The organism is Carnobacterium sp., from assembly GCF_032094055.1.
GTDB lineage: Bacteria > Bacillota > Bacilli > Lactobacillales > Carnobacteriaceae > Carnobacterium_A.
Map to the genome: position 1 here is coordinate 7,678 of NZ_DAMDAK010000006.1, position 12,477 is coordinate 20,154.

7 protein-coding genes and 1 pseudogene are annotated in these 12,477 nt (G+C 38.1%); 4 read left to right on the top strand and 4 right to left on the bottom strand.

What is annotated here, in order from left to right; translation table 11 throughout:
- Positions 1-517: 517 nt before the first annotated feature.
- Positions 518-3,160, top strand: coding sequence for a calcium-translocating P-type ATPase, PMCA-type (locus tag RT405_RS01760; protein WP_313467057.1), 2,643 nt, complete (start codon positions 518-520; stop codon positions 3,158-3,160).
- A gap of 69 nt (positions 3,161-3,229) precedes the next feature.
- On the opposite strand, the gene RT405_RS01765 is transcribed toward RT405_RS01760, so the two are convergent.
- The 4 genes and pseudogenes from RT405_RS01765 to licT form a co-directional block, all read right to left on the bottom strand.
- Positions 3,230-4,657: a glycoside hydrolase family 1 protein gene (locus tag RT405_RS01765; RefSeq protein ID WP_313467058.1), complete on the bottom strand. Its 1,428-nt coding sequence runs from the start codon at positions 4,655-4,657 to the stop codon at positions 3,230-3,232.
- An 89-nt stretch (positions 4,658-4,746) separates the two neighbouring features.
- Positions 4,747-6,207, bottom strand: coding sequence for a 6-phospho-beta-glucosidase (locus RT405_RS01770; protein ID WP_313467060.1), 1,461 nt, complete (start codon positions 6,205-6,207; stop codon positions 4,747-4,749).
- A 16-nt stretch (positions 6,208-6,223) separates the two neighbouring features.
- Positions 6,224-8,127 (bottom strand): annotated as a pseudogene (locus RT405_RS01775) (beta-glucoside-specific PTS transporter subunit IIABC).
- Positions 8,128-8,266: 139 nt separating this feature from the next.
- Positions 8,267-9,112, bottom strand: coding sequence for a BglG family transcription antiterminator LicT (gene licT, locus RT405_RS01780; protein ID WP_313467061.1), 846 nt, complete (start codon positions 9,110-9,112; stop codon positions 8,267-8,269).
- Between the two features lie 313 nt (positions 9,113-9,425).
- Here licT and proB point away from each other — a divergent pair, with 313 nt between their 5' ends.
- The 3 genes from proB to RT405_RS01795 all read left to right on the top strand — a co-directional run bounded on the left by proB (position 9,426) and on the right by RT405_RS01795 (position 12,250).
- The gene (gene proB / locus RT405_RS01785) at positions 9,426-10,238 is read left to right on the top strand and encodes a glutamate 5-kinase (RefSeq protein WP_313467063.1); all 813 of its coding nucleotides are present in this window, start codon (positions 9,426-9,428) and stop codon (positions 10,236-10,238) included.
- A 24-nt stretch (positions 10,239-10,262) separates the two neighbouring features.
- Positions 10,263-11,507, top strand: a complete 1,245-nt coding sequence (locus RT405_RS01790; RefSeq protein ID WP_313467064.1) for a glutamate-5-semialdehyde dehydrogenase — start codon at positions 10,263-10,265, stop codon at positions 11,505-11,507.
- A 203-nt stretch (positions 11,508-11,710) separates the two neighbouring features.
- The gene (locus RT405_RS01795) at positions 11,711-12,250 is read left to right on the top strand and encodes a DUF924 family protein (protein WP_313467065.1); all 540 of its coding nucleotides are present in this window, start codon (positions 11,711-11,713) and stop codon (positions 12,248-12,250) included.
- Positions 12,251-12,477 lie beyond the last annotated feature (227 nt).

A 12,477-nucleotide genomic window follows, 5' to 3' on the forward strand; every position in this document is an offset into this window, starting at 1 on the left:
CAGGGTATTTGTCCCACTTAACCAAAGAAGAGGATGGTGTACCTGCACCATTATTATTTTGAGACAGCCTCTTTCGGTTCTAATCGCTTTTTATCGTACTTGAGTTTCTTAACATAAAAATTAAACTTTGGTCATACTTTCTTCATATTTTATCGGTATATTATATACATACCAATAACAACCAACTTTTTTATATTTTCATTTTTACCTTGTACTCCTCCAAAGTATCAGGTATTACTCCTTTTAACCACTTGTTTTTTAAACAAGTGGTTTTTTTATGTACTTAGCCTTTTAAAGGAAAGAAACATAAAATAAAACAAATGAATTAATTAATTTACTATTCTATTATTTATAGGAATGAAAGCGATTATCATTTTCAAAAAACAAAAAAATGCTGATTTGACGATGTTTTTCGCTTGCACAACTCCTTACTTTTTGTTAGAGTTAATAGTGAAGGAACAAACATTTGCCCTTCTTACTGATTAAATCAAGTAAAAAACTATACAGGAGGAATGTTATGGATTTCAAAACAAAACAGATAAAGTCCATCATACAGGCGTTAAACAGCGACGAAAAAAAGGGACTAACGTCGCAGCAAATCGAACAAAAAAAACAAGAATTTGGTGCCAACCAATTTACAGAAGAAGAGCGTATTCCGCTTTTTAAAAAAATACTTAATCATTTAAAAGATGTGACCGTCATTATTTTAATTTTGGCTGGATTCATTTCCACATATATTGCCATCACTCAACACCCCTCTGATTTATCAGAACCCATTGTTATTTTCTCTATTATCGCTTTAAATGTCTTTATTGCTATTCGACAAGAAGGAAGCGCAGAAGCCGCTTTAGAATCATTAAAAAACTTATCCGCTCCAAAAGCTAGAGTTATTCGGGATAATCAAACCGAAGAAATCGAAGCCGTTGATTTAGTACCAGGAGATATTTTACTTCTTGAGGCTGGGGATATGGTTCCAGCGGATGCACGTCTCATTTCTAGCAGCAACTTACAAGCGGAAGAATCTGCTTTAACTGGTGAAAGTCTGCCTGTTGAAAAAGATGAACATGCCGTTGTTAACGAAGATGATCCAATTGGAGATGTCTTTCATACCGTTTTTTCAGGGTCATTGATTACCAATGGTCGTGCAAAGACGATAATTACAGCTACTGGAATGGATACTGAAATGGGTGCTGTAGCCAATCTGCTTAATAGCACTAAACAAGGAAAAACTCCCTTACAAGACCGGATGAACAAACTGGGCAAACAATTAAGTATCATCGCCTTATTGGCCGGTGCTTTGATTTTTATTTTAAGCTTCTTCCAAGGTGAAGATTTCATTACTACTTTAATGACAGCTGTCACATTGGCTGTTGCTGCTGTCCCAGAGACTCTGCCGGTTATCGTGACCATCAGTTTAGCTTTTGGTGTCCAAAACATGGTTAAGCGCCATGCGATCATCCGCAATATTCCTTCGGTTGAAACGTTGGGCAGCGCTTCTGTGATTGCTTCAGATAAAACTGGAACATTGACACAAAATAAAATGACCATTCAAAAAGTCTGGGCTTTCCCGCATCAGCCTATTGAGGCGTCTGCTGAATTTATCGAAGACGAAAAAGAGCTTTTAAAAATGATGAGTTTAGCTTCGAACGCTACCATCGAAGAACGTGATGGTGAAGAAGTGATCGCTGGAGATCCAACGGAATCAGCTATCATTCGCTTATTACAAGAAAAAGGCATGCCCAAAGAAACATTAGAAAAAGAATATCCGCGTGTTCATGAAATTCCTTTTGATTCTGAACGAAAATTAATGACGACTGTTCACAAAACAAAAGACGGATATCTTTCCATTACAAAAGGAGCTTTTGATCGTATTCCAGTTCAATTTTCAAGTATTACGGATGAAGTTGGACACAAAGCTCGCGAAATACACGATTCCTTTGCGCATGAAGCTTTACGAGTTATTGGATTAGGGTACAAAAAATACAATCAATTGCCTGAAGATTTAACAACTGAAGAACTAGAAAAAGACATTGTATTTGCCGGAATCGTCGGCATGATTGATCCTCCTCGTGAAGAGAGCCGAGATGCAGTCAAAGAAGCAAAAGCAGCCGGCATCAAAACAATTATGATTACTGGTGACCATGCTGTTACGGCGACTGCCATTGCTAAACAAATCGGCATTTTTGAACCGGGTGATAAAGTTATTACGGGCGCCGAGCTTACTAAATTATCAGATAACGAACTCGAAGAAAATGTGAGGGATTATTCGGTTTACGCACGTGTCTCTCCTGAAGATAAGATTCGCATCGTTAAGGCATGGCAAACCAATGATGAGATAGTAGCCATGACTGGTGATGGAGTCAATGATGCGCCAGCTTTAAAAGCAGCAGATGTTGGGACGGCCATGGGAATTGCCGGAACAGAAGTTGCTAAAAATGCAGCAGATATGGTTTTAACAGATGATAACTTTGCTACAATCGTCCATACCGTTGAAGAAGGCCGCCGGGTTTACGAGAATATCAAAAAGACGGTCTACTTCTTATTAGCCTGTAACATTTCAGAAATTTTCATTATGCTGCTTGCTGTCCTCTTTGGCTGGGGCCTTCCAGTTGTTTCTATTCAACTACTGTTCATTAACGTCGTAGCAGATGGCATACCTGGTTTTGGCTTAAGTAAAGAACAAGCAGAACCATCTCTTATGGAACAGAAGCCAACGAGAAAAGGCGAAAGTATTTTTGCTCGTGGCATGACGCGCAACATTGCAATCGTTGCGGCCATTTTCACCATCATCACTTTAGTTGGTTTTTATATTGGTTCTTTTGTCACAGTTGATACTGCTATTGGCGCAAGCCATGAAGTTGGACAAACGATGGCTTTCCTTATCCTAGGTTGGTCTTCCGTCATCCATATCTTTAATGCCAGAAGCAAAGAATCCATTTTTAAAATCGGCTTCTTATCCAATCCGACTGTTTTCTGGTCTTCTCTTTTATCTGTTTCGATTTTAACACTCGTTGCTTTGGTCCCTTTCTTAGCCAACATTTTCTATCTTGTTCCGCTGAGTTTAACCCATTGGATCATTGCGATTGTTTTATCGATCTTGCCATTGGTTTTTGTGGAACTACAAAAATGGATCTTTAAAAAAGTTGGAAAAACATTCTAAAAACTAAACCATAAAAAAGGCTCTTGCAGAATAAAAACTTCTGTAAGAGCCTTTTTGTTTATTAACAAATTATTTTGTATGAAGACTGGCACCATTGGTTTCAATAACTTGTTTGTACCAGTAAAAGCTTTTCTTTTTATAGCGTTCTAATGTGCCTGTACCGTCATCATGACGATCGACATAAATAAACCCATAGCGTTTTTTCAATTCAGCCGTTGAAGCACTAACAAGGTCAATACAGCCCCAAGTGGTATATCCCATTACCTCAACACCGTCTTGAATCGCTTCTCCAACTTGAACGAGGTGATCGTTTAAATAGTCGATTCGGTAATCATCATTAACGGTCTTGTTGCCATTTTCATCGGTGATCAATTCATCGTTAGCACCTAAGCCATTCTCAACAATGAAAAGTGGTTTTTGGTATCGATCCCAAAAGTCATTCAATACAATGCGCAATCCTTTTGGATCAATTTGCCAGCCCCACTCAGAAGCTTCTAAGTACGGATTCGGTATGCCGCCTAAAATGTTGCCTTTACCAGGCTTACGTTTACTTTCATCAGCCGTTTCTGTAACACTCATATAGTAACTGAATGAAATAAAATCGACCGTATTTTTAAGAATTTCTTCGTCATCTGGCCCAAAATCCAATTCAATATCGTTCTCACGGAAGAAGCGTTTCATGTAGCCTGGATACGCTCCTCGCACGTGGATATCCGAGAAGAAATAGTTTTTGCGTTCAGCTTCCATAACTGCAATCATATCATCTGGATTAGATGTAAGCGGATAAACCGGCATTGCCAAGACCATACAGCCGATTTGAGCTTCCGGCATGATTTCATGTCCAATTTTGGTTGCTAACGCACTCGCTACTAACTCATGGTGTACTGCTTGATACAAGTCTTTTTGCGTCAGCTCTTCAGGGGCTGTATAAATACCGCCGCTCATAAATGGCGCATGTAAAATAGAGTTGATTTCATTGAATGTCAGCCAATATTTTACTTTTCCTTTATAACGGGTGAAGACTGTCCGTACGTAATTTTCGTAAAAATCAATCATTTTACGGTTTACCCAGCCGTCATATTCTTTAGATAAATGCAGTGGGGTTTCATAGTGAGAAAGAGTCACTAAAGGCTCAATGCCGTATTTCAACAATTCATCAAATAAATCATCATAGAATTTCAAACCGGCTTCATTCGGCTCAGTTTCATCGCCATTAGGAAAAATACGAGACCAAGCAATCGACGTACGAAATGTTTTGAAACCCATATCCGCGAATAATTTGATGTCTTCTTTATAACGGTGGTAAAAATCGATTCCGACTAATTTCATATTATCTTCTGTAGGTTCATCTGTGATCGGGCCGAATCCACCATGAGGAGTAACATCTTGGACAGACCACCCTTTTCCGTCTTCGTTATACGCTCCTTCTAATTGGTTCGCTGCGACTGCTCCACCCCATAAAAATCCTTTTGGAAATTGTTCTTGTGTCAAAATCATCCGCTCCTCTTCTATTCATTAACTTAATTCTATCATATAATCCTATACTTTAAAAAAGGACCGCAACAGTATCTCGGCCCTTTACATCCTTATTTACTCAAATCGGTCCCGTTAGTGCCAATAACTTTTTTATACCAGTAAAAAGAATCTTTTCTGGACCGTTTTAACGTTCCATTTCCTTCATCGTCTTGATCAACATAAACATACCCATAGCGTTTAGACATTTCTGAAGTGGAGGCACTAACTAAATCAATAGCTCCCCAACTCGTATAACCTATTAAGTCAACGCCATCCCTAATCGCTTCTTTCATTTGTTCAATATGTTTTTGTAAATAATCAATACGGTAATCATCATGGATACTGCCATCTTCTTCAACGGTATCATAAGCTCCTAAACCATTTTCAACGATAAACAACGGCAGTTGATATCGGTCATAGAAATCTTTCAGCGTCCATCTTAATCCAATTGGATCAATTTGCCAGCCCCAATCGGAAGTTTCTAAATAGCTATTTTTGATTCCCCCCATAAAGTTCCCGCCAACTTGGTCTTCTGACGGTCTTGAACTAACCGTACTGGACATATAATAACTGAAAGAAATAAAATCAACTGGATAAGCTTTTAAGATTTCATCGTCCCCGCGTTCTTTTTGGATATGGATATTATGTTCATAAAAGTAACGGTCCATATATGCAGGATACTCACCACGTGCTTGAACATCTGTAAAGAACAAGTTCAATTGGTTTTGCTCTTGCGCTTTGATCACATCTTTCGGGTTATTCGTTTCAGGATAAGTTGTCATTCGTGCTAGCATACAGCCAATTTGAAATGCTGGGTTAATCTCATGCCCTAACTTCGTTACTAAAGCACTAGCCACAAATTGATGATGCCCCGCTTGATAAGATAATTCTAGTGGATTTTCTGCTTCCTCTACTAATACTCCACCGCCTGTATAAGGACTTAATGTAATAATATTGATTTCGTTAAATGTCAGCCAATATTTCACTTTATTTTGATAGCGTGTGAAAACAGTCTCAGCATAGTTCACAAAGAAATCAATCACTCGTCGATCTGCCCAACCATTGTATTTCAATGTCAGGTTTAATGGAGTTTCGTAATGAGACAAAGTTACCAATGGTTCAATCCCGTATTTTAGGCATTCATCAAAAACTTTATCGTAAAAAGCTAGTCCTTCTTCATTTGGTTCTGCATCGTCACCGTTTGGAAAAATACGTGCCCAGTTGATAGATAGACGGAAAACTTTAAAACCCATTTCTGCTAATAAAGCGATATCTTCTTTATAATGGTGGTAAAAGTCAACTCCAAAGCGTTTAGGAAAGACTGCATCAACTTTGCCTGCTAAAATCGCTTCAATTTCTTTACGCGTAACGTCTAATGAAAACCCTTCTCCTCGTTCTTCTTTAGGAACAAATTTTACCATGTCTGCTGTTGAAAGGCCTTTTCCCCTTTCATTGTATGCTCCTTCAAATTGGTTGGCGGCAGTTGCGCCGCCCCATAAAAATCCTTTTGGAAATCCTTCAATTTTCTTCATGTACACTTCTCCTTTTCTATATAACCACTGTCATCAGTTGATCTTTTGAAGCAATCGATTCTTTGTCCGTCGTAATTACATCTAGATAATTTTGTGAATTTGTAATGACGATTGGAGTGATCACGCTATACCCAGCTTCTTTGATTTTTTGAATATCGAATTCACACGGTCGCCTTGTTTAACATGCGGTGTAAATCCTTCACCATCAAGTTGAACTGTATCCATTCCAATGTGCATCAATATTTCTGTGCCTTCATCTGAAGTGATTCCGACTGCATGCGCAGTAGGGAAAATCATTGTAATCGTTCCATTTACAGGTGAAATCAACTTGCCTTCAGTAGGATCGATTGCGATTCCTTTGCCCATAGCTCCAGAAGAAAAAGCTTCATCTTTAACATCTGAAAGCGGAACAATAGACCCTTTCAAAGGACTTTCGATACTGTCTTTTCCAATGTAAACTTCATTGCCAGAATCAATGATCCCTTCATTGTTTGTTTCTGCAACAATTACATCATCTTCAAATAGTTTTCCGAATCCAGCAAGATAAGTTAAGACAAACCCAAGAATTGTTGTCCCTACAATAATGGCCACGACTCCTAATACCGTCCCATTGTTTCCACCAGCAGGGTTTAAGAAGTTCGTGATTCCGAATACTCCTAAACCACCTATAACATATCCATTAGCACCAATTAAACCAATAGTTGCTCCGCCAATGCCGCTAGCGATACAACTCATAATGAATGGTTTTTTTAGAGGCAAAGTGATTCCGTAAATTGCCGGTTCTGTTACGCCGAATAAGCCTGAAATAATAGAAGGAATACCCAATGACTTAACTTTTTTCTCTTTCGTTTTTGCCATTACTGCAATAATTGCTCCTGTTTGTGCAAAGGAAGCCGCAAAAGACATTGCTAAAATTGGATCGTATCCATAAACAGCCATATTGTTAAGCGCAACAGGCACAAGTCCCCAGTGTAAGCCAAACATAACGAAGACTTGCCAGAATCCGCCGATTAATGCTCCGGCAACCATTGGGCTTAGATCATAAATAGCTAAACTGCCAGCTCCTACAAGACTTCCTGCCCATGTTGCCACCGGGCCAATAACAATAAATGTTAACGGTACAACGACTAAAAGTGTAAAGAATGGCACCAAGAACGTTTTCACTACATCGGGAATGATTTTTTTTAATCCTTTTTCTACTTTTGATGCAAGGAAAACCGATAAAATAATCGGAATAACGGATGAAGCATAGCTCATTAAAATAACAGGTATCCCTAAAAACTCAATATAAATAGGCGATTCAATAATTGTTCCCGCAAATAACGTGTACAACGGGTCTCCTGCTGTTAGCCCAGATAATGTAGGATAAACCAGTGAAGCTCCAATCGCCATTGCCGTAAACTGATTGACTTTCATTTTTTTGCTGGCTGTAAAGGCTAAGAAAATCGGGAAGAAATAAAATAATGAATCTCCAATTGCATTTAAAATTTGGTATGTGCCTGATTCTGCTGACAACCATCCCAAAGCTACAAACAAGGCATTGAAACCCTTGATCATCCCCGTAGCAGCCAATGTTCCTAAAGTTGGTGCGAAAATACCGGAAATCAAATCGACAAATTTATTAAAAATATTTGTATCATTACCTGACTCATCAGATGCTGAATCAGATGAACCTAAATGTCCAACTTCAACAACTTCTTGATAAACGTCTGGCACATGATTTCCAATAACAACTTGGTATTGTCCACCACTTTTAATTACGGTCACAATGCCGTCCATCTTCTTTAGAACTTCTGTATTCGCCTTGCTTTCATCCTTTAGTTTAAAGCGCAATCTGGTCACACAGTGAGTCAAACTGTTAATGTTTTCTGTTCCACCTACATTTTCTACTATTGATTTAGCTAATGCTTCATATTTCATCATAAGTCCTTCTTCCATTTAGTTTTTTTAGAAAAAGAAAAACCCAAATCAATAGCAGAATCCACTTCTCAATGAGAAATAGTCTAGCTATCAATTTAGGTTTTGCCTGTTTATTCAGTAACAATCCATCATTGATGTTTTATTTAATTGTTCGTTCACTCGTTACTCGTTGGATATGAATCGTTAAGTAAACTTGTTCGTCTTTTGTTAATGTTGTGCCATGTTTATTTATGAGGTACTCATTGATTCTATTCGTACATTCAAAAGCCTCTGGATATTTTATTTTGACTTGATCGAATAAAAAGTCATCACCAGAAGGATGAGTCGCGTGTTCCAGCATTCTACGGGCAAAATATTGCAGGTGAGTAACGAAACGCGTGTAGTTAAATGAGTCTTCATCAAAAACGATACCGAATTGCAGCCTGACAATCGTTAAGATATCTTGAACGATCTCAGTCATTTTAACGGTTATGCCGATTTCTTGACCATCTTGCCTAGCGTTTACAATATGCAGAGCAATGGATGCTGCTTCATCTTCATTCATTGAGACGCCGAGTTTAGTTTTGATACGTTCTAACGCTTTTAATCCAATTTCGTATTCTGCTTTATAAAACTTTTTGATTTCCCAAGTTAAGGGATTCTTTATTTCAATACCTTCTTGAGTTCGGTTTATCGCATAATTCAAATGATCGGTTAAAGTTAAATAAATATTATTGCTTAATTTTGTATTTAAGGTGCTTTGAGCGTATTTGATAATATCGGTTGCGATCTCTATAATTTCTGGATTGATTTCTTTAAATAAAGCGGCTAGAGTTTCCAAGCTTTCTTGGCCTTCAGGTACAAATGTTTTTTCAACTTTTTCTATTTCTATTTCTTCTCCGACTTTACGCTGAAAAGCAATTCCTCGCCCCATTACGACCATTTCTTCCTTCTTTTCAGTCAAGGCGATAATAACATTATTATTTAAAATCTTATCTATTCTCATTTAATGCTTAGCTCACCTACTTTCTAGAAAATAAAAAACCTAAACTCATTCCAAGTACTCTATCTATCTTACCAATAGAATAACTTCGAATCAATTTAGGTTTTGCCTGCCTCAGCAGTAACAATCCTTTTGTTGAAATAAATATATCACGGCACCCAAATGAATGCAAGCGTTTTTTCACTTTTAATAAATAAAATTTGCTTGAATGTTGAAGGATAGTCTTTTCAAGTAAAAACTGTTAAAATAATAGACAATTGAAGTCATTTGATATTCGCTTTTAAATGACTGTATCTTGAAAGAATGGATGAGTGTAATGAACAAAACAGCAAGACAAGCTTTAACTTTATGTAAACGAATCGTTATAAAAGTTGGTACCAGCACCATTATGTATCCTAATGGTACAGTTAACTTACAACGGATGGAAAAATTAGCTTTTGTGTTAAGTGATTTGAGAAACCAAGGAAAAGAAGTCATTTTGGTATCTTCTGGTGCTGTCGGGGTCGGTCTTCATCGGCTAAAATTGCTTGAAGCTCCTAAAACCATCCCTGAACAACAAGCCGTTGCTTCTGTTGGCCAAAGTGAGCTGATGAATTTATACAGCAGTTTCTTCTTTAATTATGGACAAGTCATTGGGCAAGTACTGATGACCCGCGATATTGTAGAATTTCCTGAAAGCCGATTGAATGCGATCAATACATTTGAACAATTATTAATGAAAAAAGTTATTCCGATTGTAAATGAGAATGATACAGTGGCCGTTGATGAACTGGATCATGAAACGAAATTTGGAGACAACGATCAATTATCCGCGATTGTAGCAGGAATTACAGAAGCTGATTTGCTGATCATGTTGTCCGATATTGATGGTTTTTATGACCGGAATCCCAACGAAGACGAAAAGGCCCAACTATTCCATGAAGTTCATCAAATTACACCTGATCTTCTTTCACTTGCAGGAGGAGTCGGATCAAAATTTGGCACGGGTGGCATGATCACTAAACTAAATGCAGCTGAACACATTTTAGAGCGCTCCGGTCAAATGGTCTTAGCTAATGGAGAAGATCCAACAGTTATCTTTAATATTATTGCCGGTGAAGATATTGGGACACTTTTTACGGCTAAATAAACGAATTAAAGAGGAGGAAAATAAATGGAAACATTAGTGGAATTAGGTGAAAAGGCAAAGAAAGCTAGTCGTTACTTGGCTCAAGCCTCAACTAAAGAGAAAAATGCTGCTCTTCAATTAATGAGTCAGGCTTTATTGGAAAATACTTCAGCCATTCTTGCAGCCAACCTGCAAGACTTAGCAGCAGCTAAAGAAAACCATATTGCTGAGACTTTATTGGATCGGTTAGTTTTAAACGAAGAACGAGTGCAAGCTATGGCTGATGGATTAGTAGAGATTGCTGATTTACCAGATCCAATTGGGTTAGTGAGTAGCATGTGGAAAAATGAAGCAGGTTTAACCATCGGTAAACAAAGTGTTCCACTTGGAGTTATTGGTATTATTTATGAATCACGGCCCAATGTTACTACAGATGCTGGTGCCTTGTGCTTTAAATCAGGCAATGCGGTTATTTTACGCGGTGGAAAAGAAGCCATTCATTCCAATAGAGCTTTAGTCACTGTCTTGCAGCAAGCTTTAGCTAAAACCAACTTTCCAACAACAGCTATCCAATTAGTAGAAGACACAACCAGAGAAACTTCTCGCGACATGATGCGCTTAAACCGCTACTTAGATGTTTTGATTCCTCGGGGAGGCGCGCGTTTGATCCAAACTGTGATGGAAACAGCGACTGTTCCCGTCATTGAAACCGGCACAGGTAATTGCCATGTCTATATTGATAAAGACGCGCAATTGAAAATGGCTACCGATATTATCGTCAATGCAAAATGTTCTCGCCCTTCCGTCTGCAACGCCGCTGAAACTTTATTGATTCATGAAGACGTCGCTGCTGAATTCTTACCTGTGATTGAAGCCGCCTTGGATGAATACCACGTTGAATTGCGAGCGGATGAAACAGCTCTCCGTATTTTTAAGAAGGCACTACCTGCAACAGAAGAAGATTGGGCAACAGAATTTTTAGATTTTATTTTAGCTATAAAAGTCGTTTCTTCCTTGGATGAAGCCATTACCCATATCAACCAATACAGTACAGGGCATTCTGAAGCAATCGTAACCGATAATTACTTTGCTGGACAACAGTTCCACCGTGAAGTCGATTCGTCAACCGTCTACATCAATGCTTCTACCCGTTTTACTGATGGCTTTGAATTTGGCTTCGGCGCCGAAATCGGCATCAGCACTCAAAAACTGCATGCTCGAGGACCAATGGGGTTAGCTGAATTGACTTCTTCCAAATACATCGTTTTTGGAGAAGGACAAACTCGGTAGTTTCTTTTGAATTAGAAAGTTATTTAGCAAAATGAATTCACTTAAAGGCATCATTTCGAACAGGATCCGAGATGATGTCTTTAAAAAAATCAACAATCACTTGTGGACAGTCTGTGGATAACCTGTTGATAAGTAGGTTTTTTGCTCTTAAAGTTATCCACATGGGGATAACCAAAATAAATAAAGTAATAGGAGGTTATCAGATGGAGTACCAAGAAATCATAAATTTTTGGTTCGAAGAAGTTGAACCCAGTCAATGGTTTGAAAAAGATGACCAGTTAGATGAAGAGATTCGCCAGCGTTTCGGAGCTTGTCATCAACAAGCGACGCAAGGAGAGCTTGCGGAATGGCGCGATTCGCTTAAAGGCCGTTTAGCCGAAATCATTGTTTTGGATCAGTTTTCTCGAAATATTTTCAGAAATGATCCCCGTTCCTTTGCTTATGATGGGATGGCCTTGGTTTTAGCTCAAGAAGCTATCAAACAAGAAGAATTGAACCAATTAAGTACAGCACAGCGCAGCTTTTTGTATATGCCTTTAATGCATTCCGAATCTTTAGTGATCCACGAAGAAGCCTTGAGGCGCTTTTCAGAAAAAGGGTTGGAAACAAACTTAGAGTTTGAAATAAAACACCGAGATATTTTAATGAAGTTTGGCCGTTACCCTCATCGCAACGACATTCTTAATCGTCAATCAACACCAGAAGAACTCCGTTTTTTAAAAGAACCCAATTCATCTTTTTAATACTATCTTTGCGATTTTCTTCTTTAAAAATAACTTTACTAAAAATGGATCTTCTATTCCGAGAACTAAGGCTAATCAGCCTTAGTTTTTTTACTTTCTATCTAAGCCAAGCTTTAACTAAAGAACCGAATGGGTATTTCTGAAACTCTCAAAATAAATAAACTTTTTCTCTTTGTTCTTATGCTAAACTAGAAGAGAATCTAAAGAAAAAAGGTGACTTATTATGA

Excerpts from the sequence above, each read along its gene's own strand:
- RT405_RS01795 (WP_313467065.1), top strand. The coding sequence starts at position 11,711 with ATGGAGTACCAAGAAATCATAAATTTTTGGTTCGAAGAAGTTGAACCC.
- RT405_RS01765 (WP_313467058.1), bottom strand. The coding sequence starts at position 4,657 with ATGATTTTGACACAAGAACAATTTCCAAAAGGATTTTTATGGGGTGGA.
- proB (WP_313467063.1), top strand. The coding sequence starts at position 9,426 with ATGAACAAAACAGCAAGACAAGCTTTAACTTTATGTAAACGAATCGTT.
- RT405_RS01790 (WP_313467064.1), top strand. The coding sequence starts at position 10,263 with ATGGAAACATTAGTGGAATTAGGTGAAAAGGCAAAGAAAGCTAGTCGT.
- RT405_RS01760 (WP_313467057.1), top strand. The coding sequence starts at position 518 with ATGGATTTCAAAACAAAACAGATAAAGTCCATCATACAGGCGTTAAAC.
- licT (WP_313467061.1), bottom strand. The coding sequence starts at position 9,112 with ATGAGAATAGATAAGATTTTAAATAATAATGTTATTATCGCCTTGACT.
- RT405_RS01770 (WP_313467060.1), bottom strand. The coding sequence starts at position 6,207 with ATGAAGAAAATTGAAGGATTTCCAAAAGGATTTTTATGGGGCGGCGCA.